This window comes from Aurantiacibacter sp. MUD11, assembly GCF_026967575.1.
In the GTDB taxonomy this organism is placed as follows: domain Bacteria; phylum Pseudomonadota; class Alphaproteobacteria; order Sphingomonadales; family Sphingomonadaceae; genus Alteraurantiacibacter.
Window position 1 is genome coordinate 448,004 of the sequence record NZ_CP114054.1, and the last position, 21,581, is coordinate 469,584.

A 21,581-nucleotide genomic window follows, 5' to 3' on the forward strand; every position below is an offset into this window, starting at 1 on the left:
GCGCCGTGACGAAACCGGAGCAATGGCGATCGAATTCGGCCTGCTGGGCCCGGCCCTGCTGCTGATGCTGATGGGTGTGCTGCAGGTCGGCATTGCCATGCAGAACTACAATGCGCTGCGCAGCCTTTCGGCTGACGTCGCGCGTTATGCCATGGTGCAATACCAGACCGGCAACGACCTGACGAACTCGCAGATCGAGACCTTTGCCGAGAACCATGCGCTGGGCGCGCCCTACCTGCTCGACCAGAACCGCTTCAATGCCGACGTGGACACGGCCACCAACCAGCGCGTGAACGGCGCCCGCGAGTTGTCGATTACGGTTTCGTACCAGATCGACAGCCTGCTCAGCTTCGCCGGGATCGAATTTCCCTTCGTTCGCTACACCCGGCCGATCTTCCTGCTCGAGGAATAGGCCGGGCACCGCCAATGCGCGGCTTGCCGGGAATCATGAATATCTTAACCCTGGCTGGTAACGCCGGCCTTAGGGGAAGCCTCTATGGCAGGATACGTGAGCGCCCTGATTCCCTCGCTGCGCGAGCCTGCCTCGCGTTTCCTGAAACGCCTCGCGCGTAACAGTGCGGGTAACGTCGCTGCCATGCTGGCCGCGGCGCTGTTTCCGTTGCTGGCGCTGATTGGCGGCGGGGTGGACATGGGGCGCGGATATCTCGCTCATTCACGGCTCCAGCAGGCCTGCGATGCCGGCGTGCTGGCCGCCCGCCAACGGCTGGGTTCCAGCGTCGCCGTGGACGGAGTGGTGCCAGAGGACGTCGCAGCCACCGGCCAGCGCTTCTTCAACATCAATTTCCGCAACGGCGTTTACGGTACGGAGAACCGCGCGTTCCAGATGACGCTGGAGGAGAACTTCGCGATTTCCGGTGAAGCCCGTGTCGACGTGCCGACCACGCTGATGCAGGTGTTCGGGCACGAGACAATGGACATTGTCGTCGACTGCGAGGCGATCCTGAACTTCAGCGACCTCGACGTGATGATGGTGCTGGACGTTACCGGCTCCATGCGCCGCAGAAATCCGGGCGACAGCCTGTCGCGGCTCGACTCCGTGAAGGCGGTTATCCGCCGGTTCCACGCGCAGATCGAGGCCAGCAAGGCCGCAGGGACAGAGATCCGCTACGGCTTCGTGCCCTATGCCGCCAACGTCAACGTGGGCGGGCTGCTGCGCGACGAATGGATGGTGGACAGCTGGACCTACCAGGGCCGCGAGGACACGGGCGTCACGATCCCGAACGAGGAGTTGGGGCGCACCTACACGCGCAACTGGCGCTACGTTTCGGGTCAACGCTCGAACTGGACGACGGTCAGCACATATGCCGCCACCTGGGTGGAATCGAGCAGTGTCGATAGCTCCGGGTACTATCGGTGCGCGGGCGGACAACCTCAGAACCAGTGGTCCTATACTGAGAGCGAGACCGGGGATCCCCGGCAGGAAGTCCAGGGCGATCCGGAGGCCGTGCTGTTCATCACGCCGATGGAGCGGGTGATGAACGGCACGCGCTATCGCACAACGCGTAGCGGCACCACCTGCCAGGTGCAGGCGCAGACCGACACGAATTACGTGCAAACTTACGAACAGGTCCGCGAAGTGCCGAACTTCGACCGGCCGATGTGGCTCTACACCCCCGTGACGCGCGACGTCAGCAACTGGCGTTCGGAAGTTGGCGGCTGCATCGAGGAACGCGATACCTACCAGATCACCGACTATGCGAATGTCGATTTCAGCCGCGCGCTGGACCTGGATATCGACCTGGTGCCGCAGGCCGGCAACCCCTCGACCCAGTGGCGCCCGCGCTATCCTGACGAGATCTACATCCGCCGGATCGAGACCAACGGCAGCGGCGATTTCGACACGCGCGACCATCGCACCACCAAGGAGTATGTGGCGCCGGGCAACTACTGGTTCTCGGATTGTCCTCCCGCCGCGCGCAAGCTGGACGAAATGGATGCCGACGAACTCGACTCCTATCTCGCTACGCTGCACGCCAATGGGGCAACCTATCACGATATCGGCATGATCTGGGGTGGGCGGCTGATCTCCCCCACGGGCATCTTCGCCTCCGAGAATGCCGACCCGGCCACCGGCGCGCGCAGCCGTCACCTGATCTGGATGACCGATGGGCAGACCGAGCCTTACGATCTTTCCTATGGCACCTACGGGGTCGATGGCCTCGACCAGCGTCGGTGGGATCCTGATGATTCCAGCATCACGCTGACGGAAACGATCGAGAACCGCTTTTCCGTGGCTTGCGACCAGGTGAAGAACCGCAATGTCACGGTCTGGGTGGTTGCCTTCGGCACGTCGCTGACCGATCTGATGACCCAGTGTGCGGGTGAAGGGCATTATTTCCAGGCATCCAATGCCGCAGAGCTGAACGCGGCTTTCGAGGCAATTGCCAGGTCGATCAGCGAGCTGAGGATTTCGAACTGATGCGCGCGCTGGCTCTCCAATTGGTCCGCGACGACGAGGGCGTGACGGTAGCCGAGTTCGCGCTGCTGGCCCCGGTGCTGTGCATGACGCTGATGGGGCTGTTCGACCTGACCTACAATTTCTACGCCGATACGATGATCGAAGGCGCAGTGCAGGAAGCCGCCCGCGATTCCACCATCGAAGGCTATGCCACCAATCCTGCCGCGCTGGACCGGGCGGTGGAGCGCGCGGTGCATAACGTTGTGCCCGGCGCGACGCTCAGCTTCAGCCGCAAGGCCTACACCAACTACATCGACATCGGCGAACCGGAGGAGTTCACCGACACAAACAGCGACGGCACCTGCAACGACAACGAGCCGTTCGAGGATTCCAACGGCAATGGCCAGTGGGACCAGGACCGGTCCAAGTCCGGCAGCAGCGGCGCCCGCGATGCGGTGCTGTACGAGGTTTCGGCGACTTTCGACCGCGCCTTCCCCCTCCCGAGCCTGTTGGCCATGGACCCGGAAGTGACGGTGCGGGCGACCACGGTCTTGCGTAACCAGCCCTACAGCCTGCAGGACACCTCGGTGCGCGTGGGGAATTGCCTATGATGCTCGCCCTCCCCCGCATGCTGCGCCGTCTTGCCCGGCATAGCTCCGGCGTGGCGATGACCGAGTTCGCGCTGGTGTTCCCGTTCCTGCTCGGCCTCGGCCTGATGGGCATGGAAACGGCCAATCGCGTGCTGGTGCAGATGAAGGTGTCGCAGCTCGCCAGCCAGATTGCCGACAACGCGGCACGGATCGGTGAACAGTCGATGCTGGAAGACCGCAAGATCTACGAAGGCGACATCAACGACCTGTTCTACGGTGCGCACCTGCAGGGCGGCCAGAGCATCGATCTTTACGAACATGGCCGCGTCATCCTGAGCAGTCTCGAAGTGGTCCCCGGCACCGACGGCCAGCAATACATCCATTGGCAACGCTGCGTGGGCAACAAGGAAGTCAACAGCTCCTACGGCGTCGAAGGGGATGGCAGGAATACAGATGACTTCCCCGGCATGGGACCAGCCGGAGAGGAGGTTATCGCCTTCGATGACGAGGCAGTGATGTTCGTGGAGATCAGCTACGACTACCAGTCGCTGATCGGTGCGCCATTCACCTTCAATGACGGCACCATCCACGTCATCGCCAGCTATCCCGTGCGTGCCGATCGGGACCTGACGCAGATCTACCAGCACGACCAGTCGAACCCCGACCCGATGGCGGAGTGCAGCGCCTACGGCGGCATCAACTACGCGACCGGCTGAGCCGGCCGCGCAACTGCATCAATCCTTGTAGGTCACCTTGCGGCAGGCGACGACGACCTTGTCCTTGTCGATCAGCGCCAGCTTTTCGAGGTTCGCCGCATAGGGCAGCGGCACGTCCTCGTTGCACACGCGCAGCACCGGTGCGTCGAGGTGGTCGAAGCCTTCCTCCATGCACACGGCGATCACTTCGGAAGCGATCGAACAGGTCGGCCAGCCCTCTTCGGCAATGACCAGGCGGTTGGTCTTGGCCAGGCTTTCGAGGATCGTCGCGGTGTCGAGCGGACGCAGCGTGCGCAGGTCGATCACCTCGGCGTCGATACCCTGTTCCGCCAGTTCCTCGGCGGCTTCCAGGGCCACGCCCACGGCGATGGAATAGGCCACGATGGTGACGTCGGAACCCTCGCGCATGATGCGCGCCTTGCCGATCGGCAGGACATGGTCGTCGAGCTGGGCCACTTCGAAGCTCTGGCCGTAGACCAGCTCGTTCTCGAGGAAGACCACCGGATCGTCCGAACGGATGGCGGCTTTCATCAGGCCCTTCGCGTCAGACGCGTCATAGGGGGCGATCACGATAAGGCCCGGCACGCTGGCGTACCACGGACCGTAGTTCTGGCTGTGCTGTGCGCCGACACGGCTGGCCGCGCCGTTGGGGCCGCGGAACACTACCGGGCAACGCATCTGGCCGCCAGACATGTAATTGGTCTTGGCCGCCGAGTTGATGATGTGGTCGATCGCCTGCATGGCGAAGTTGAAGGTCATGAACTCGACGATCGGACGCAGGCCGCCCATGGCCGCGCCAGTGCCGATGCCGGCAAAGCCGTACTCGGTAATCGGCGTGTCGATCACGCGCTTCGGGCCGAATTCGTCGAGCAGGCCCTGGGTCACCTTGTAGGCGCCTTGGTACTCGGCAACTTCCTCACCCATCACGAACACGCGTTCGTCGCGGCGCATTTCTTCGGCCATGCCGTCGCGCAGGGCCTCGCGCACCGTCAGCTTCACCATATTGGTGCCTGCGGGGATATCCGGGTCTGCAGCGCGTTCCTTCGCGGCGGGCTTCTCGGCTGCAGCGGCAGCAGGTGCTTCCGGCGCGGCTTCGGCAGCTTCCGGGGCAGCCGCGGGGGCTGCGTCGGACACGTCCTCCCCCTCACCTGCCAGGATGGCGATGACCGTGCCGACCTTCACCTCTTCGGTTCCCTCGGGAACCAGGATCTTGCCGACGGTGCCTTCGTCGATGGATTCGAATTCCATCGTCGCCTTGTCGGTCTCGATCTCGGCCAGCACGTCGCCGGCGGAAACCGTATCGCCTTCCTTCACCAGCCACTTGGCCAGCGTGCCCTCTTCCATGGTGGGCGAGAGGGCGGGCATCTTGAGTTCGATAGCCATCGATCAATACTCCCCGACCAGGACTTCGGTGTAGAGTTCGCTCGCATCGGGCTCGGGAGAGCTTTCGGCGAAGTCGGCGGCTTCGGAAACCTGGGCGCGAATGGCCTTGTCGATCTCTTTCAACTTGTCCTCGTCAATACCGGCGGCGCCAAGATCCTTCTTCACGCGCTCGATCGGGTCGTTCTTCTCACGCTGGTCCTGCACTTCCTCGCGCGTCCGGTACTTGGCCGGATCGGACATGGAGTGACCGCGATAGCGATAGGTGTTGCATTCCATCAGCACCGGGCCGTTGCCGTCGCGCACGTGCTTGAAGGCGATTTCGGCAGCCTGGCGCACTTCCAGCACGTCCATCCCGTTCACGTCCATGCCGGGGATGCGGAAGGCCGTGCCGCGGCGGTAGAACTCGGTCTCCGCGCTGGAGCGCTTCACCGCCGTGCCCATGGCGTACTGGTTGTTCTCCACCACGAAGACGATCGGCAGGTTCCACAGCGCGGCCATGTTGAAGGTCTCGTAGACCTGGCCCTGGTTGGCCGCACCGTCACCGAAGTAGGCGAGGCACAGGCCCCCGTCCTCGTTATACTGGTGCGCGAGGGCAAGGCCGCCACCCAGCGCGACCTGCGCGCCGACGATGCCGTGGCCGCCGTAGAACTTATGCTCGGTGCTGAACATGTGCATCGAGCCGCCCTTGCCCTTGGAGATGCCGGCAGCGCGGCCGGTCAGCTCGGCCATGATGACCTTCGGGTCGATACCGTAGGCCAGCATGTGGCCATGGTCGCGGTAGCCGGTGATGACGCTGTCGCGGTCGTTGTCGAGCGCGGACTGCAGGCCGATGGCGACGGCTTCCTGGCCGATGTAGAGGTGGCAGAAACCGCCGATCAGGCCGAGGCCGTAAAGCTGGCCGGCTTTCTCCTCGAATCGACGGATGAGCAGCATCTGCTCGTAGAAGTGCATCAGCTCTTCAGCGCTGGCCTTGTAGCGTTTGCTCTTCTCCAGTGCGTCCTGCAGCGAGCGGAGCGCGAATTCCTCGCCGTTATCGCCCGAAGTTGCAGGGTTTTTCGCGGGTGCGCGCTTGCTTTTTCCGCTGGTGGAGCTGGAGGCTTTGGCCAAGATGTCATCCCCAATTCTGGCGCCTTTGCGGCGCGGTTCGTGCTTGCGAACCGCCTATAGGCGCGGTTGCAGCGCGGTGGCAACGCGACTTTTGGGCAATTTACCTATGCGGTGAAATTTGATTATGCGGCGTGCCGCAGAGGCAGCTCAGTCGATCGGTTCGAGCTCGACGACGAACTCGTCCGGGTGGGCCACATTGAGGTTATGGCGCACCAGTTCGTCGGCATAGTCGGCATCGACATTCTGCGGATCGAGCAGTGCGACGCGGTTGGCCAGTTCCGCCCGGCGCTCCTGCAATTGGGCGATGCGCGCCTCGTGCTCTTCGAGGCGCGACGAGTGTTCGCCCCAGGCGAGGATTCCGGAAGGGCCGATCAGGGCGAGACCGCCGATCAACATCAGCACCAGCAGGGCGACAGTATTCACGATCCTTTCGCGAATGATGTCCCTGCGGTGAGCGAGTGCGTTCATGGTTAACCTTGAATCACAAAGCCCCTGCCGATTCAAGCGGATTCGGTGGAAAGCTTCCGAACAGTCGACAGGCCGATTGGCTGTTGCGTGAAAATCGCAAACAGGTTACATATGAAACTATGACTGATCTCTTCGAAAACCCCATCGGCCTCGACGGCTTTGAATTCGTCGAATTCTGCGCTCCCGAAAAGGGCGTCATCGAACCCGTGTTCCAGGCCATGGGCTTCACCCATGTGGCCAACCACCGGTCCAAGGACGTGCAGCTGTGGCGACAGGGGCAGATCAACCTGATCGCCAATTACGAGCCGCGTAGTGCGGCCTGGTTCTTCGCCCGCGAACACGGCCCGTCGGCCTGCGGCATGGGCTTCCGTGTGAAGGACGCCGCCAAGGCCTATTCCGAACTGCTCGCGCGCGGCGCGGAGCCGGTGCAGGTCGAAACCGGTCCGATGGAACTGCGCATCCCCGCCATCCGCGGCATCGGCGGCGCGATCGTCTACCTGATCGACCGCTATCAGGATGACGCAGGCAACGGCCTGTCCATCTACGACATCGACTTCGAATACCTCGACGGTGTGGAGAAGTACCCGGAAGGCGCCGGCTTCAATGTCATCGATCACCTGACGCACAACGTCTATACCGGCCGCATGTCCTACTGGGCGGATTACTACGAGCGGCTGTTCAACTTCCGCGAAATCCGCTTCTTCGACATCAAGGGCGAATACACCGGCCTGACGTCCAAGGCGCTGACCGCGCCCGACGGCAAGATCCGCATCCCGCTCAACGAGGAAGGCGAAGGCGGCAAGGGCCAGATCGAGGAATTCCTGCGCGAATTCAACGGCGAAGGCATCCAGCATATCGCGCTGATCTGCGACGACCTCGTGACGGCATGGGACAAGCTGAAGGACTTCGGCGTGCCCTTCATGACCGCCCCGCCCGCGACCTATTACGAGATGCTCGACGAACGCCTGCCCGGCCATGGCGAGGACGTCGAAGCGCTCAAGATGCGCGGCATCCTGCTGGATGGTACGACCGAAGGCGGCAGCCCTCGCCTGCTGCTGCAGATATTCGCTGAGGCGCAGGTCGGCCCGGTGTTCTTCGAATTCATCCAGCGCAAGGGTGACGAGGGCTTCGGCGAAGGCAACTTCAAGGCCCTGTTCGAGAGCATGGAGCGCGACCAGATTCGCCGCGGCGTGCTCGATGTTGAGGATGCCAAGACGGTCGACGCCTGATTTCCAAGGCAATGCATGGGGAAAAGCGCCGCATTGAATTGTTCAGCGCGGCGCAATCCCCTTGCACCGAAACTCCTTCCACGCCATCACTCGCGCGACGAGAGGAGTTTTTCGACACCATGACCGCGTTTCGCGCACTTACGCTTGCCGCCGCATCGATCCCGCTCACCCTGCTGGCCGCCCCGGCCGCTGCGCAGGTGAGCGACGAGATCGTGCTGAACATCCTGCGCAACTGTGCGCAGATCGACGATCCGACCGCGCGTCTCGCCTGCTACGACAACAATATCCGCTCCGCCGGCGGCCAGCCCCGCAACTCGGTTCCTGGTTCGATGGCGGCGCCGACGGGTGGTGCGGGCGCTCCGCTCAACACCCAGGGGCCCTCGGGCTTCGGCCGTGAGGACATTCGCACGCCGGAACGCTTCGAAACGCCCGCCGGTCAGCTGGACGAGCTGACCGCCCGCGTCAGCGCGGTCAGCCAGCAGCAACGCGGGATTTACCTCATCACGCTGGAAGACGGCGCGCAGTGGATCTTCACCGAAGGCGTGCCCTTCTCCTATCGCCCGCCGCGCGTGGGTGATCGTGTCGAGATCGACCGTGCTTCGCTGGGCAGCTTCCTGCTGACCTACGACAGCCAGGCATCGGTGCGCGTCCGCCGCGTCCGCTAGGACGCTGCCGACCTACTAGCAGATCCAGTCCCAGTTATTTCTGGTCGAGTTCGTCGAAGGTGCGCTCGCGCTCGAGCTGCACGACGGCATTTCGCCTGACTTTTTCAAAGGTTGCCAGGAACTGTTCGCGTTCCGGCATGGACAGCGGGGCCATCAGGAAGGCGCTGCGCTGGCGACTGGCCTCCTGGATGATTTCGAAAAGGCGCTGCCCCTCGGCCGTCGGGCTGAACTTGCCGTGACGGCGGCCTGGCTGACCAGCGCGCTCGATCAGACCACGCTCGACCAAGGCGCGGACCGTGCGTCCCGCCTGACTGTGGTCGCGGTCCAGCCTGGAGACCAGCGTGTTCCAGTCGATCGGCGCGTCGAGGGCGATTTCGTTCAGCACCCAACTCTCGAAATTCGACAGGTTCGTCAGGCGCTTGAAGGTCAAAGCTCCACTGCGGCTGAAGTAGGCGGAAAGCGTCATCAGCGGTGAGATGATCCGTCCGCGCTCGATCACGATGGGATGACCCGAACTTGGCTCATAGGCCGGATCGATGGCGAACGGATTGAGCGACTTCACCTCGCCCTGGCTCAGCGCCCGCTCCTGCTCGTAGAGCATGACCGCGCGGTGCAGCAGCTTTTCAATCACCGCGAAGAACTGTGCCAGCTCCTCGTCGCCGATATCGAAAGTCAGCTCGCGGTTGCGCAGCTCGGCCAGGCGCAACAGGCGATCGCTTAATGCGGTGCCCTTGCGGGTCAGGCTGACGGGAGCGCGGATCTGGTCGCGCTCGACCATCTTCAGTTCCAGCAGCCGCTTCACCGAGCGGCTCACCTGCGCCTTGTCGACGCCGACCGCACTGGAAATGTCGGCCGGCACCAGCGCGCCCTGGCTCCGCAACAGGAACAGGATACGCCGATCGAGTTCGACCAGGTCGATCTCGCGGGCGTAGGAGAGTTCCGCGCTCTCGCGCACCTTGTAGAGCAGCTGCCACAGGTCCTGCTGGATGACATTGGGCGGATCGTCGCGCCCTGCCCGGTGGGTTTCCGCCTCTGGCGCCAAACCGTTGAGAATGATCGACAGCCGGGTGGAAAACTCCGGCGGGACAGTGTTGCCCGCCCCCGTGACCCCGTCGCTGGAACGGGCACCGAGAGCGAAGGCCTCGACGATCCGCGTTGCCTCTTCGGCCATCGGACCGAGCAAGCCGGTCAGTTCCTCGACGGCCTTGCCATCGCTCGCCGCTTCCGGTCCGTCGGCATAGACCGCCTTCGCGCGATCCATCAGGACAGCCCGCCACTGCGGTACGGCCCTGTCGCCAGCCTTGACCTGCCTGTTCTCCCGAGACGTGTTCATCATCATGCACTTTTGTTGCTTGGACGCGGCATAATTGACTTTGGCCGGTTTGAACAGCGAAGCGGGCCTTGAGCGGCGGCTTCGTCCACAAATGACGCGAGTCTGCGCCGTTCACGGCATTTCGGACACGGTCAACAAGATCGGTGCGCCACGAAGTTTCAATGCGATGCAGGTTAGCAACACTTTATTGCGCATCGGAGCGCGGAATGACCCGCGCACGCTCTAGAGCATTGATTAATAGCGGGAAATTAATTTCACAATTGCGAAAGCATGCCGCGTTTCAAACCTTCGGATGAGCGAAACGGGACCCAATGGCGCATAGGTCCACAGCGCCTGGCCAGACCTGACTAGACACTATCAACGAGCACGAATATGTCTTGGAACCGGTGAGAAAGTGACCGATTCAACGGTTGGTCCACCGGGGGAGGAATGCATGCAGGCAGCGCGCTACAGCGCCAACACAGGACCGGTTTCCCCGGCTCTGGCCTCTTTGCATCTGTCCTCCGAACTCAACCGTCAGTTTTGCAGTTCCCGCAGACATGCGTCGGCAACCAGGGTGCTTGCCGGCCATGGCCCGGGCATTTTCTGTGGGACGATGAAACCCGGCAGGTTCGCACAGTGCGTTCCTGCCACCACTGTGAAGGGAGCACAAAGTGAGGAGCTTTAACAATCAGCAGGTCTTCAAGGCGCTGCTGCTGGCCGGTGGTGCCAGCACGCTCGGCTTGGCGGCACCGGCTATGGCACAGGACGTCGATTGTAACGATCCTGCTAACGCCAATGCCCCCGCCTGTACGACAGGCGAGCGCATCGTCGTTACCGGTTCGCGTATTGCCGGCGACTTCGAGGCCAACAGCCCGATGACGACCATCGATGAAGGTTTCCTGGCCAACTCGGCCACGGCTGCCATCGAATCCAACCTGAACCGTCTGCCGCAGTTCGTTCCGGCCCAGACGCCGACGCAGGGTGGCGACATCCAGCCGACGGCAACCAACACGCCGGGTGCTGCGACCGTGTCGCTGCGCGGTGTCGGTTCCAACCGTAATCTCGTCCTGATCGACGGTCGCCGCGGTACGCCGGGCAACGCCTCGGGCGTGGTTGACATCTCGACCATCCCGTCGGCTGCCATCGAGCGCATCGAAGTGATTTCGGGCGGCGCCTCGGCTACCTACGGTGCCGACGCTGTGGCTGGTGTTACCAACTTCATCCTGAAGAAGGATTTCGAAGGTCTCGAACTGGACGCCAACTTCGGCATCACCCAGGAAGGCGACAACTTCGAATACCAGCTGTCGGGCATCATGGGTTCCGACTTCGACGATGGCCGCGGCAACGTGTCGATCGCCATGTCGATGAACACTCGCGAAGCCAACTACCTGCGTGATCGCGAATGGTACCAGGAACTGTGGGCCGACCCGACCATCGGCGGTACCCAGTTCTTCATCGACACGCCGGGTATCAACTTCGGCTTCGGCAACCTGCCGGACTTCAGCACTGTATTTGGCCCGGCGGCCGCAGGGCCGCGGTTCGGCCAGACCGTGTTCGTGCAGCCGGATGGTACGCCGTTCACCACCAACTTTGGTGGCTTTGGCAATAGCAACTTTACGCTGGCCAATGGTGGTCGCCCGTACCAGGTAAGCTCGAACGGCACCATTTCGCAGAACAACACCAACCTGTACCTGATCCTGCCGCTGACGCGTTACAACCTGTTCGCCCGCGGCAACTACGAGATCAACGACTGGGTCGGTGTGTTCGCACAGGGCCTCTTCAGCCACGTCGAGACCTACACGCGTAACGAGCCGGGCCCGATCTTCGCCGGTTGGGGGGCAACCGCAGACCCGACCCAGCTTGATCGTGACCAGCTGCCGGACGACCTCTGGACGCTGCTCGACAGCCGTCCGAATCCGGACGCTCCGTTCACCATTCAGGCGCTGCTGCCGGACGATCGTGAAACCTTCACGGACGTGACGACCTACAACCTGACGGCCGGCCTCGAGGGCTATATCCCCTCCACCAGCCTGTCGTGGGAACTGTTCGTCAGCCACGGTATCTCGTCGACCTACGCCAAGCAGACCGGTGTGTACTCGCTCGAGCGTATGCGCGCTGTGCTGGGTGCACCGAACTTCGGTGAAGGCTTCGAAGTCCAGGGTAACTCGACTTCGGGTGGCTTCGGTGCTTCGACCGGCCGGTGTACTTCTGGCCTGAACTTCTACATCGAGCCGGCTGGCGGTATTTCCGAGGACTGTCTCGAAGCCGTTCGTGCCGACCTGAAGAACCGTTCGGAAGTCACGCAGACCATCGTCGAAGCGAACATCGCCGGCGGCCTGTTCGACCTGCCTGCCGGTGAAGTCGGTGCCGCGATCGGTGCCAGCTATCGCGAGCTGCAGTTCCAGTTCGACAACGATACCCTGACCACTCAGGGCCGCTCGTTCCAGGACCAGGCGCTGGGCATCTACCCGAGCGGCAACGTCGACGCCATGTTCGACGTGAAGGAAGTGTACGGCGAATTGCTGATCCCGCTTCTTTCCGACGTTCCGGGCATCCAGCAGTTCAATCTGGAGCTTGGCGGTCGTATCTCGGATTACTCGACCACGGGTACGAGCTACACCTACAAGATCCTGGGCGACTGGGAAGTCACCGACTGGCTGCGTTTCCGTGGCGGTTACAACCGCGCGGAACGCGCACCGAACATCGGCGAGCTGTTCCTTGCGGCGCAGCAGACCTTCGGTGTGAACACTGCTGGTGACCCCTGCTCGAAGTTGAACCCGCTGTCGTTCTCGGCGAACAATGCCAATGCCAACGGTGCCGGCGTCGAAGCCGTCTGCCGTGTGCAGATGAACCAGTCCGGAGACCTGACCGCTGATGACTTCTTCTATCAGCAAGCCCCAGATGGCACTTACGTCAATGGCGCATCGGCTTCCGGTACCTTCGGCTTTGCCTTCCCGACGACCATTGGTAACCCAAACCTGGTTCCGGAAACCGCCGATACCTGGACTGCCGGTGTGGTGATCACCTCGCCGCTCGACAACCCGCTGTTCAACCGCTTCCGCTTGTCGGTCGACTGGTTCGACATCTCGGTTGAAGACGCCATCGGTGAACAGACCGTGGCTGTGGCACTGCAGCAGTGCTACGACCCGGCCCTGAACCCCGCATGGGCGAGCAACGATCCGACCACGATCGCCAACTCGCAGTTCTGTCAGCTGGTTCCGCGTAACGCGCAGAACGGTGGCCTCGGCAACGTGAGCCGCACCTATGTGAACAACGGTGAGTTCAGCGTGTCGGGTATCGACGTCCAGCTCGACTGGGGCTTCGATGTCGGTCCGGGCTCGGTCAACCTCAACGTGCTGGCAAACTACCTGCTGCACTTTGAATCGACCGCGCTGGCCGGCGTTGTGCCGATCGTCGACTATGTCGGTACGCAGGGTACGGGCGAGAACGGCCTGAACACCGGTGTGTACGAGTATCGTGTCCTCACGACGCTCGGCTACAACTGGGGTCCGGCTTACCTCGGCGTCCAGTGGCAGCACCTGCCCTCGATCGAAGACGCTTCGGAAGCTCAGTTTGGTCCGAACCAGACCACCGGCTTCCCGAGCTACAACATCTTCGACCTGAACGGCACCTACGCTGTGACGGACGACATCAACCTGCGCTTCGGTGTGCAGAACCTGTTCAACAAGGCTCCGCCGCTGGGTAACCGCAACCTGGCCAACGAGCCGGGCACGGGACCGGGTCTGCCGGGTGGTTCGTTCAACTCGCTGTTCTACGACACCAACGGCCGTCGCTTCTACTTCGGTGCGAACCTCCGGTTCTAATCGAAGAGCGACAGCTCAAGAGAACGGGGCCTCTCCTTCGGGAGGGGCCCTTTTCTTTTGGGCGCTGCAGATCTGCCCCGGATAAACCAAAGGGCAGCACCCTTCGCAGGATGCTGCCCTTTGGTGCGCCCGACAGGATTCGAACCTGTGGCCCCCGGATTAGGAATCCGATGCTCTATCCAACTGAGCTACGGGCGCTTCGCTGTTTTCTCTAAGAGGGAGAATAGCCGCTGACAATCAATTGACGTCGTCAGGCGGTGCCACCGGCAGGGGCAGCGGCGCGACGGGTACGCCTTCGTCCAGCAGTTCCCTGGCTTCCTCCAGGCTGGCCTCGCCATGGATCGCTTCATGCTCGCGTTCGCCATAGTGCATGGCGCGCGATTGCTCGGCGAAGTCCTTGCCCACCCAGGTGCTGTTCTCCAGCGCCTTTGCCTGTGCCTTGGCCAGCTGCTCCAGCGCTTCCGCCACTTCCGGCGTCATCGGCGCGTTGGAGACATTCTTGCCCTTGGCATTCGGCATGGCGGGCTGCTGGTTGCCCTTCTTGCCCACGGCCGGGGCCATCGGCGCCTTGCTGACGGCATCGGAACCGCATTGCGGACAGCTCACCAGTCCACGCTCCTTCTGGGAGACGAAGTCTTCGGACGAGCCGAACCAGCCCTCGAAACGGTGGCCGTTGTCACAGGAGAGGTCGAATACGATCATTGCGACTGCGATTTAGGGATATCGCGCTTGTTGGCAAGGCTGGGAAGCTGTCGACGAACCTCGGTGATGCGATCGAGCGACACCTCGCAGATCCCCAAGCCGGCATTTTCGCCATCCATGTCCAGCAATACCTCGCCCCAGGGATCGACGATCAGCGAGTGGCCATAGGTTCGCCGTCCGTCGGCATGTTCGCCAACCTGTGCGGCGGCGATGACGAAGGCGCTGGCTTCCACCGCCCGGGCCCGCTGCAGCAGGTGCCAATGGGCCTGGCCAGTGGGAACGGTGAAGGCTGCGGGAATTGCGATGGCATCGCAAGCGCGCCGTCCAAGTTCTTCGAAAAGCGCGGGAAAACGGATATCATAACAGATGGTCAGTCCGAGCCGGCCGAGCGGTGTATCGGGTACGGTCACTACCTGCTCGCCGGGCATATAGGCCGAAGATTCGCGCCAGGCCTCCCCGGTATCCAGCTCCACATCGAACATGTGGATCTTGTCATAGCGGGCGGCCACATTGCCTTGTGCATCGAACAACAGCGTGCGGTTGGCCCAGCGCCCGTCCTCGCGCGCCACGGGGAGGCCAAAGGCTATCCAGATGCCACCCTGCGCGGCCGCATCGGCAATCCTTTCGACCTGACGATTTTCACTTTCCGGCACGATATTGGCGGCTGCGCGCTTGCGATCCTTGTCCAGCAGGCCCGCCATCTCCGGGGTAAAGAGCATCTCCGCCCCCGCCCCCGCCGCTTCCCGCGCCGCCGTCACGATCCGGTCGGCGTTGTCCGCCGGATCGACGCCCGAGGTCATCTGCAGGATGGCAATGCGCGGCATCGGTCAGTGAGCCTTACAGACCCAGCAGGGCGTCCAGCTTGCCCTCGCGGTCGAGCGCCGCGAGGTCGTCCGAGCCGCCGATGATCTGGTCATTGATGAAGATCTGCGGAACGGTGCGGGCATCGGGATTGCGCTCGAGCATTTCCTCGCGCTTGGGGCCGCCCAGCGTGATGTCGTACTCGCTGTATTCGACGCCTTTCTGGTCCAGCAAGCGTTTGGCGCGGTGGCAGTAGCCGCAATACATCTTGGTGTAGATTTCGACCTTGGGCGCGCTCACGAAACTTCCTTCGTCTTCGGGGCTCCGGCGATGCTTGAAACCGCCTTGAGCCGACCTATCTCAAGTACTGCGGATGCCGAATGCGGGTCCGCATACATGTCAAATTGCTCAAAAGAGGATTTGTTGCAAATGAACCGTTTTGATTTCTCCCCCTATCGCCGTTCCACCGTGGGTTTCGACCGTCTGTTCGACCTGCTCGAAAACAACGCCCGCAATACCGGCGACAACTATCCCCCGTTCAACATCGAGCGCCGCGACGAGGATGCCTACCGCATCACCATCGCCGTTGCCGGCTTCAAGCCTGGCGACCTCGACATCACCGCGCAGCAGAACCTGCTCACCGTCCAGGGCAAGAAGCGTGACGAGGTGTCCGAGGGCGAGATGCTGCATATGGGCATCGCCAACCGTGGCTTCGAACGCCGCTTCGAACTGGCCGACTATGTCCGTGTCGAGAATGCCGACCTGGCCGATGGCCTGCTGGTGATCGACCTGGTGCGCGAAGTGCCGGAAGCGATGAAGCCGAAGAAGATCAAGGTCGGCGGCAACAAGCTCGAAGTCATCGAGAACAAGGACGACAGCGACGACCAGGCCGACGCCGCCTGATCGCCAAGTCTTCACCTGATCCGGAAATGATCGGGGGCGAGGCCCGCTAAAGCCTCGCCCCCTCGACGCATCAGCGCCGACTCGCTTCTGAAACTGGCTGTCCGGGTCGCAAGAGACAGCCTGCCTCACAAAGCAAGACCGAGCCGACTACACGCGGGAGACTCCCTGCTGCCCTCGTGGGGCCGGTCTGAACTTATTGAGTCATCAGTATGTGAACGTTCGCCAAACCTCAAGGTCAGGCATCAAATTACGCCCCGTCTGACCCATGGGCACGGGGTACGCCCTGCCCACAGGCCATGGCAAGATGTTTTTCCCAAGAATCCGGCAAAGTGTTAAAGCACGGGCAACTATGCCGAGTAAGGTATTCTAAACAAGTCGTGATTGCTCGAGAGCAGCCGCAATAAAACCGCTGAACAAGGGGTGCGGATCGAACGGTCGGCTCTTCAATTCCGGGTGGAACTGCACGCCGACGAACCACGGGTGATCGGGCCGTTCGACGATTTCGGGAAGCAGGCCGTCCGGCGACATGCCGGAGAAGATCAATCCACCCTCTTCCAGCACATCGATATAGGCCGAATTGACCTCGTAACGGTGGCGGTGGCGCTCCGAAATTTCGGTCGCGCCGCCGTAGATGCCGGAGACGTGGCTGTTGCCGGCCAGCTTGGCGTCATAGGCCCCCAGTCGCATGGTGCCGCCCAGGTCGGTACTTGCCGAACGCTGCTGCAGGCCTTCCTTGCTCATCCATTCGGTGATGATGCCCACCACCGGCTCCGAGGTCTCGCCGAACTCGGTGGATGAAGCTTCGGCGATGCCGGCGGTGTTCCGGGCGCCCTCGATGCAGGCCATTTGCATGCCGAGGCAGATGCCGAAGAAAGGCACCTTCCGCTCGCGGGCGAAGCGTACCGCCGCAATCTTGCCTTCCGAACCGCGTTCTCCGAAGCCGCCCGGCACTAGGATCCCGTGCATCGGCTCCAGCGCGGCGGCGATCTCGGCATCGTCCTGCTCGAAGATTTCGGCGTCGATCCACTTGATGTTGACCTTGGTGCGATTGGCCATGCCGCCATGCACCAGCGCCTCGTTCAGCGACTTGTAGGCATCGGGCAGGCCGACATACTTGCCGACCACGCCGATAGTGACTTCGCCCTCGTAGTTCTCGTAGCGGTCGACCACGTCGGCCCAGCGCGTGAGGTCGGGCGCAGGTGCATCGGTGATGCCGAAAGCACGCAGCACTTCGCTGTCGAGGCCCTCTGCATGGTACTGCTGCGGCACCGCGTAGATGCTGCTGGCATCGAGCGCCGGAATCACCGATTCCTTGCGCACGTTGCAGAAGTTGGCGATCTTCTGGCGTTCGCCATCGGGCAATGGGTGCTCGCAGCGGCAAAGCAGCACGTCGGGCTTGATGCCGAGCGAGGCCAGTTCGCGCACCGAGTGCTGCGTGGGCTTCGTCTTCAGTTCGCCTGCGGCCGCGATATAGGGCACCAGCGTGACATGGACCGACACCGTCTGGTCCGGCTCCAGCTCGTTGCGCAGCTGCCGGATGGCTTCCATGAACGGCAGGCTTTCGATGTCGCCCACCGTGCCGCCGATCTCGCACAGGATGAAATCGTGGTCGCCCTGGTCGGCGAGCGCGAATTCCTTGATCGCGTCGGTGACGTGCGGGATCACCTGCACCGTGGCGCCCAGGTAGTCGCCGCGGCGCTCCTTGGCGATGATGTCGCGATAGACGCGGCCCGAGGTAATGTTGTCGTTCTGGTGCGCCGAGACGCCCGTGAACCGCTCGTAGTGGCCGAGATCGAGATCGGTTTCGGCCCCGTCGTCAGTGACGTAGACCTCGCCGTGCTGGTAGGGGCTCATGGTCCCGGGATCGACATTCAGATAGGGGTCGAACTTGCGGATGCGGACCTTGTAGCCGCGCGCCTGCAACAGGGCGGCAAGCGATGCCGCCATGAGACCTTTGCCGAGCGATGAGACCACGCCGCCGGTGATGAAAATGTACCGCGCCATGGGAGTCGGGCCTTAAGGCCCGTAACGGATTCGGCGCAAGCGCTTTGGTGAAGATTTTCACCGCTGCGAGCAGATCACCTGCGGAAAAAGTTATTCGCCCAGATCGGCAAGCGGGTCTTCGGCGGGAACTTCCGCGGCCGAGGCATCATCACCAGCGGTATCCGCAGCCGAAGTGGTCGTGCGATCGAGGGTTTCGTCGAAGTCGCGCTGTCCCGAAGCGTCCACCGCCACCGCGGCCAGCACGATCGACAGGGCAACGAACAGAATCGCGAACCACTTGGTCGCGCGGCTCAGGAAGTCCGCCGCGCCGCGGGCCGACAGCATGCCGCCCGGGCTGCCACCGCCACCGATGCCGAGGCCGCCACCTTCGGAGCGCTGCATCAGCACCAGGATAACGAGGCCTGCCGCGATGAAGGCCTGGATGACGGTGAGGAAGATAAACAGGGTCATGGCAATTCTTGCTGTGTCTTGAGTTGCAGCGTCATGTAGTCGCCCTCGCCCCGCCCCACAAGGGACAGGGCGCCGGCGCTCAGTCGCCCTCGCCTTCGGCAGCGGCGATGATGATGCCGAGGAAACTTTCGGCCGTCAGGCTGGCACCGCCTACCAGTGCGCCGCCGACTTCATCGGCAGCCAGCAGTTCGGCAGCGTTGTCCGGCTTCACCGAACCGCCATAGAGAATGCGGATTTCCGTTCCGGCTTCGCCGAAGATGGAAACGAGCTTCTCGCGAATGTGACGGTGCATGGCACCGATATCGTCCACGGTGGGCGTACGGCCCGTGCCGATGGCCCAGACCGGTTCGTACGCCACGGTCACCTTCTCGGCCACGCCTTCGCCGGTCGGCAGCGAGCCGGTCAGCTGGCGGCCGACGACGGCTTCGGCCTTGCCGGCATCGCGCTCTTCCTCGGTCTCGCCGACGCAGACGATGACGTTCATGCCTGCCTCGATCGCGGCTTCGGCCTTTTGCTTGACCAGCGCGTTCGATTCCTTGTGGTCCGCGCGGCGTTCGCTGTGGCCGACGATGGTGAAGCCGGCACCGGCATCCTTGACCATGGCCGCCGACACGTCACCGGTGTGCGCGCCGCCATCGGCGGGGTGCACGTCCTGCGCGCCGATGCCGATCAGCGTCGCTTCCTTGCGACAGGCGTGAATCAGCGTGAACGGCGGTGCCAGGGCAACTTCAACCTTGATCAGCCGCTCTGCTGCTCGGTCAATTGCGCGCGCTTCGGCCAGCATGGCGCGGGTTCCGTGCATCTTCCAGTTGCCGACAATATAGGGTCGATTGGACATTTTTCGTTCGATTTCCGTGATTTCAATATGCTGCGCACCCAACGCGTGGTTGGATCGCATAAATAGTGAGTTGCGCGCTAGTCCGCCACCACTTGCTTGTCAAAGCAGGTTTTCCACTTTGACGGAAAGCCGCGTCTTGCTGTTGCGGGAGAGTCGCATGGCGGATAAAGCGGCCGCAATCCCGCGCAGCGGCATCCCGTCCGCCTGCCCAGCAATACAGAAAACGACAGATCGATGATCCAGCTCTTCCGCAAGTTTTTCCAGTCGAAACTCGGTATCGGCGTCACCCTGGCATTCCTTGGCGTGATCGCCATTGCCTTCGCCAGTTCCGATGTCGCCAACACCGGCATGTTCGGCGGTGTCACCGGCGGTGACCGTGTCGCCGTGGTGGGCGATCGCCGGATTTCGACCTCGGACCTGATTACCGGCGTGAACAGCGCCGTGACGCAGGAGCGGGCCAACAACCCCACGATCACGATGGAAGCCTTCGTCTCGCAGGGCGGCATGGAGGATGTGCTCGACCAGATGATCAGCCGCGCCGCGATCGGCGGCTTTGCCGAGATGCTGGGCCTGCGCGCCGGGCCGCGCCTGATCGATAGCGAGATCGTGACCATCCCGGCCTTCCGCGGGATCGACGGCAATTTCAGCGCCGACAGCTTCCGCCAGGCGCTGCAGCAGCAGGGCCTGTCCGAAGCCACGGTGCGCGACGACCTCGGCATGGGCTTGCTGGCCCGGCAGCTGGTGCTGCCCATCGCCTATTCCGCGACGCTGCCCGAAAGCATCACCCGCCGTTATGCCGCGCTGAACAACGAGCGGCGAATCGGCAGCGCCGTCCCGATCCCTGCGGCCGCCTTCGCGCCAGAAGGCGATCCCAGCGAGGAAGAACTGCAGGGCTACTACCAGGCCAATCGCGGCAGCTACATTCGCCCGGAGCGCCGCGTGCTGCGCTACGTCACCTTCGACGACTCCGCGCTTGGTGACCTGGCTCCGGTGACGGACGAGCAGGTTGCCCGTCGCTATGAGCGCGATGCGGCGATCTATGCCGCCAGCGAAGAGCGCAGCTTTACCCAGCTCGTGGTGCCGACCGAGGCAGCAGCCCAGGCGGTTATCGACGAGGTGAACGGCGGCATGGCGCTGGAGGCTTCGGCCCGGTCCAAGGGGCTGGATACGGTCAGTATCGAAGCCATCGACCGCGCCGCGTTCCAGTCGCAGACTTCCGCCGAGGTGGCAGCAGCCGCTTTCGCTGGATCGGAAGGTGCCCTTGTCGGTCCGCAGCGCGGCGAGCTGGGCTGGTACGTGCTGCGCGTGGATGAGGTAAACCAGATCGCCGGCCAGACGCTGGCGCAGGCCACCCCCGACATCCGCCAGCAATTGCAGGAAGAGCGTCGCCGCCTCGCCCTGAACGAGCTGACGGTGCGTCTCGAAGACGAATTCGCCGATGGCCGCAGCCTGTCCGAGGCCGCTGCCGAACTTGGCCTGGACCTCGCTACGACGCAGCCGCTGATCGCCACGGGTCAGGTCTACGAACGCCCGGAACGCGCACCCGAGGAACTGGCCCGCGTGCTCGATTTCGCTTTCCAGATGGACGAAGGTCAGCCGCAACTGGCGGAGATCGTGCCGGGGCAGCAGTTCCTGCTGTTCGAAGTCTCGCAGATCACCCGCAGCGCGACTGCGCCGCTGGCCGAAATCAAAGAGCAGGTGACGCTCGATTGGCGCCGCGAACGCGGCATGGCCGAGGCTGGCGCGGCCGCTGGCCGGGTGCTGGAGCGCGTCGAGGGCGGCGCGACCCTGGCCGAGGCCCTGGCCGAGGAAGATGTTCGCCTGCCCGCACCGGAGCCCCTCAATCTCAGCCGCCGCGAACTGGCGGCCCAGGGACAGCTCTCGCGCGCCAGCATCCTGTTCTTCTCGATGGCCGAAGGCACCACCAAGCGGGTGGAAATGGACGAAGCCAACACCTGGTTCGTCGTCCAGCTCGACGAGATCCAGGCGCCGGAACTTGCCGCCGACGATCCGCTGCTGGCGCAGGCCAGGCAGCAGCTCGGCGGCATGGTGGGCGAGGAATATGTCACCCAGTTCATCGCCGGTGCGCAGGAAGCGCTGGAGGTCGAGACCAACCAGCCCGCGATCGACGCCGTTCGTTCGCAGCTGCTCGGCCTCACCCAATAAT

19 protein-coding genes and 1 tRNA gene are annotated in these 21,581 nt (G+C 63.0%); 9 read left to right on the forward strand and 11 right to left on the reverse strand.

Annotation, left to right across the window (positions count from 1 at the left end; translation table 11 throughout):
• Positions 1-22: 22 nt before the first annotated feature.
• From OZN62_RS02230 to OZN62_RS02245, 4 genes are all read left to right on the forward strand, one after another.
• Positions 23-412: a TadE/TadG family type IV pilus assembly protein gene (locus OZN62_RS02230; protein ID WP_269101116.1), complete on the forward strand. Its 390-nt coding sequence runs from the start codon at positions 23-25 to the stop codon at positions 410-412.
• 84 nt (positions 413-496) lie between these two features.
• Complete coding sequence (locus tag OZN62_RS02235) at positions 497-2,440, forward strand: Tad domain-containing protein (RefSeq protein WP_269101117.1); 1,944 nt, start codon at positions 497-499, stop codon at positions 2,438-2,440.
• Positions 2,440-3,030 (forward strand): TadE/TadG family type IV pilus assembly protein, encoded by a 591-nt coding sequence (locus OZN62_RS02240; RefSeq protein WP_269101118.1) that lies wholly within the window; start codon positions 2,440-2,442, stop codon positions 3,028-3,030. Before OZN62_RS02235 ends, OZN62_RS02240 begins: the two co-directional genes overlap by 1 nt.
• Positions 3,027-3,725, forward strand: coding sequence for a TadE/TadG family type IV pilus assembly protein (locus OZN62_RS02245; RefSeq protein ID WP_269101119.1), 699 nt, complete (start codon positions 3,027-3,029; stop codon positions 3,723-3,725). The genes OZN62_RS02240 and OZN62_RS02245 overlap by 4 nt, the downstream gene beginning before the upstream one ends.
• Before the next feature lie 18 nt (positions 3,726-3,743).
• Here OZN62_RS02245 and OZN62_RS02250 read toward each other — a convergent pair whose 3' ends face one another.
• From OZN62_RS02250 to OZN62_RS02260, 3 genes are all read right to left on the reverse strand, one after another.
• Positions 3,744-5,108, reverse strand: a complete 1,365-nt coding sequence (locus OZN62_RS02250) for a pyruvate dehydrogenase complex E1 component subunit beta (protein ID WP_269101120.1) — start codon at positions 5,106-5,108, stop codon at positions 3,744-3,746.
• A gap of 3 nt (positions 5,109-5,111) precedes the next feature.
• Positions 5,112-6,215: a pyruvate dehydrogenase (acetyl-transferring) E1 component subunit alpha gene (pdhA, locus tag OZN62_RS02255; protein WP_269101121.1), complete on the reverse strand. Its 1,104-nt coding sequence runs from the start codon at positions 6,213-6,215 to the stop codon at positions 5,112-5,114.
• A 147-nt stretch (positions 6,216-6,362) separates the two neighbouring features.
• The gene (locus OZN62_RS02260; protein ID WP_269101122.1) at positions 6,363-6,683 is read right to left on the reverse strand and encodes a septum formation initiator family protein; all 321 of its coding nucleotides are present in this window, start codon (positions 6,681-6,683) and stop codon (positions 6,363-6,365) included.
• 119 nt (positions 6,684-6,802) lie between these two features.
• Between OZN62_RS02260 and hppD the strand changes: the two genes are divergently transcribed.
• Positions 6,803-7,912 carry a 4-hydroxyphenylpyruvate dioxygenase gene (gene hppD, locus OZN62_RS02265; RefSeq protein WP_269101123.1) on the forward strand — a complete coding sequence of 370 codons (1,110 nt, stop codon included), beginning with the start codon at positions 6,803-6,805 and terminating at the stop codon, positions 7,910-7,912.
• 119 nt (positions 7,913-8,031) lie between these two features.
• Positions 8,032-8,577 (forward strand): hypothetical protein, encoded by a 546-nt coding sequence (locus OZN62_RS02270; RefSeq protein ID WP_269101124.1) that lies wholly within the window; start codon positions 8,032-8,034, stop codon positions 8,575-8,577.
• Between the two features lie 34 nt (positions 8,578-8,611).
• Here the strand turns inward: OZN62_RS02270 and OZN62_RS02275 are convergent, their stop codons facing one another.
• A complete protein-coding gene (locus OZN62_RS02275) occupies positions 8,612-9,838 on the reverse strand; it encodes a MarR family winged helix-turn-helix transcriptional regulator (protein ID WP_269101125.1) in 1,227 nt (408 codons plus the stop codon).
• Positions 9,839-10,563: 725 nt separating this feature from the next.
• On the opposite strand from OZN62_RS02275, the gene OZN62_RS02280 reads away from it, so the two are divergent.
• Positions 10,564-13,716, forward strand: a complete 3,153-nt coding sequence (locus OZN62_RS02280) for a TonB-dependent receptor domain-containing protein (protein WP_269101126.1) — start codon at positions 10,564-10,566, stop codon at positions 13,714-13,716.
• A gap of 121 nt (positions 13,717-13,837) precedes the next feature.
• Here the strand turns inward: OZN62_RS02280 and OZN62_RS02285 are convergent.
• The 4 genes from OZN62_RS02285 to grxC all read right to left on the reverse strand — a co-directional run bounded on the left by OZN62_RS02285 (position 13,838) and on the right by grxC (position 15,519).
• A tRNA-Arg gene (locus OZN62_RS02285) sits at positions 13,838-13,914 on the reverse strand.
• Positions 13,915-13,953: 39 nt separating this feature from the next.
• On the reverse strand, positions 13,954-14,418 hold the full coding sequence (locus OZN62_RS02290; RefSeq protein ID WP_269101127.1) for a DUF1178 family protein: 465 nt from the start codon (positions 14,416-14,418) through the stop codon (positions 13,954-13,956).
• Positions 14,415-15,242 carry a carbon-nitrogen hydrolase family protein gene (locus OZN62_RS02295; protein WP_269101128.1) on the reverse strand — a complete coding sequence of 276 codons (828 nt, stop codon included), beginning with the start codon at positions 15,240-15,242 and terminating at the stop codon, positions 14,415-14,417. Before OZN62_RS02295 ends, OZN62_RS02290 begins: the two co-directional genes overlap by 4 nt.
• Positions 15,243-15,255: 13 nt before the next feature.
• Positions 15,256-15,519 carry a glutaredoxin 3 gene (gene grxC / locus OZN62_RS02300; protein ID WP_269101130.1) on the reverse strand — a complete coding sequence of 88 codons (264 nt, stop codon included), beginning with the start codon at positions 15,517-15,519 and terminating at the stop codon, positions 15,256-15,258.
• A gap of 129 nt (positions 15,520-15,648) precedes the next feature.
• Between grxC and OZN62_RS02305 the strand changes: the two genes are divergently transcribed.
• Positions 15,649-16,122 carry an Hsp20 family protein gene (locus tag OZN62_RS02305; protein ID WP_269101131.1) on the forward strand — a complete coding sequence of 158 codons (474 nt, stop codon included), beginning with the start codon at positions 15,649-15,651 and terminating at the stop codon, positions 16,120-16,122.
• A 366-nt stretch (positions 16,123-16,488) separates the two neighbouring features.
• Here OZN62_RS02305 and OZN62_RS02310 read toward each other — a convergent pair whose 3' ends face one another.
• The 3 genes from OZN62_RS02310 to tpiA form a co-directional block, all read right to left on the reverse strand.
• On the reverse strand, positions 16,489-18,126 hold the full coding sequence (locus OZN62_RS02310; RefSeq protein ID WP_269101132.1) for a CTP synthase: 1,638 nt from the start codon (positions 18,124-18,126) through the stop codon (positions 16,489-16,491).
• 90 nt (positions 18,127-18,216) lie between these two features.
• Positions 18,217-18,576, reverse strand: a complete 360-nt coding sequence (gene secG, locus OZN62_RS02315) for a preprotein translocase subunit SecG (RefSeq protein WP_269101133.1) — start codon at positions 18,574-18,576, stop codon at positions 18,217-18,219.
• Positions 18,577-18,655: 79 nt separating this feature from the next.
• Positions 18,656-19,414 carry a triose-phosphate isomerase gene (gene tpiA, locus OZN62_RS02320; protein ID WP_269101134.1) on the reverse strand — a complete coding sequence of 253 codons (759 nt, stop codon included), beginning with the start codon at positions 19,412-19,414 and terminating at the stop codon, positions 18,656-18,658.
• Between the two features lie 234 nt (positions 19,415-19,648).
• Between tpiA and OZN62_RS02325 the strand changes: the two genes are divergently transcribed.
• Entirely contained in the window at positions 19,649-21,580 is a 1,932-nt protein-coding gene (locus OZN62_RS02325) for a peptidylprolyl isomerase (RefSeq protein ID WP_269101135.1), read from the forward strand.
• Position 21,581: the final 1 nt, after the last annotated feature.

What these genes read in the sequence shown, in the direction of transcription:
- tpiA (WP_269101134.1), bottom strand. Translation starts at nt 19,414, where the DNA reads ATGTCCAATCGACCCTATATTGTCGGCAACTGGAAGATGCACGGAACC.
- OZN62_RS02270 (WP_269101124.1), top strand. Translation starts at nt 8,032, where the DNA reads ATGACCGCGTTTCGCGCACTTACGCTTGCCGCCGCATCGATCCCGCTC.
- OZN62_RS02290 (WP_269101127.1), bottom strand. Translation starts at nt 14,418, where the DNA reads ATGATCGTATTCGACCTCTCCTGTGACAACGGCCACCGTTTCGAGGGC.
- OZN62_RS02245 (WP_269101119.1), top strand. Translation starts at nt 3,027, where the DNA reads ATGATGCTCGCCCTCCCCCGCATGCTGCGCCGTCTTGCCCGGCATAGC.
- OZN62_RS02295 (WP_269101128.1), bottom strand. Translation starts at nt 15,242, where the DNA reads ATGCCGCGCATTGCCATCCTGCAGATGACCTCGGGCGTCGATCCGGCG.
- OZN62_RS02235 (WP_269101117.1), top strand. Translation starts at nt 497, where the DNA reads ATGGCAGGATACGTGAGCGCCCTGATTCCCTCGCTGCGCGAGCCTGCC.
- OZN62_RS02260 (WP_269101122.1), bottom strand. Translation starts at nt 6,683, where the DNA reads ATGAACGCACTCGCTCACCGCAGGGACATCATTCGCGAAAGGATCGTG.
- OZN62_RS02325 (WP_269101135.1), top strand. Translation starts at nt 19,649, where the DNA reads ATGATCCAGCTCTTCCGCAAGTTTTTCCAGTCGAAACTCGGTATCGGC.
- OZN62_RS02305 (WP_269101131.1), top strand. Translation starts at nt 15,649, where the DNA reads ATGAACCGTTTTGATTTCTCCCCCTATCGCCGTTCCACCGTGGGTTTC.
- OZN62_RS02310 (WP_269101132.1), bottom strand. Translation starts at nt 18,126, where the DNA reads ATGGCGCGGTACATTTTCATCACCGGCGGCGTGGTCTCATCGCTCGGC.
- OZN62_RS02250 (WP_269101120.1), bottom strand. Translation starts at nt 5,108, where the DNA reads ATGGCTATCGAACTCAAGATGCCCGCCCTCTCGCCCACCATGGAAGAG.
- secG (WP_269101133.1), bottom strand. Translation starts at nt 18,576, where the DNA reads ATGACCCTGTTTATCTTCCTCACCGTCATCCAGGCCTTCATCGCGGCA.
- OZN62_RS02240 (WP_269101118.1), top strand. Translation starts at nt 2,440, where the DNA reads ATGCGCGCGCTGGCTCTCCAATTGGTCCGCGACGACGAGGGCGTGACG.
- hppD (WP_269101123.1), top strand. Translation starts at nt 6,803, where the DNA reads ATGACTGATCTCTTCGAAAACCCCATCGGCCTCGACGGCTTTGAATTC.
- OZN62_RS02230 (WP_269101116.1), top strand. Translation starts at nt 23, where the DNA reads ATGGCGATCGAATTCGGCCTGCTGGGCCCGGCCCTGCTGCTGATGCTG.
- OZN62_RS02275 (WP_269101125.1), bottom strand. Translation starts at nt 9,838, where the DNA reads ATGGATCGCGCGAAGGCGGTCTATGCCGACGGACCGGAAGCGGCGAGC.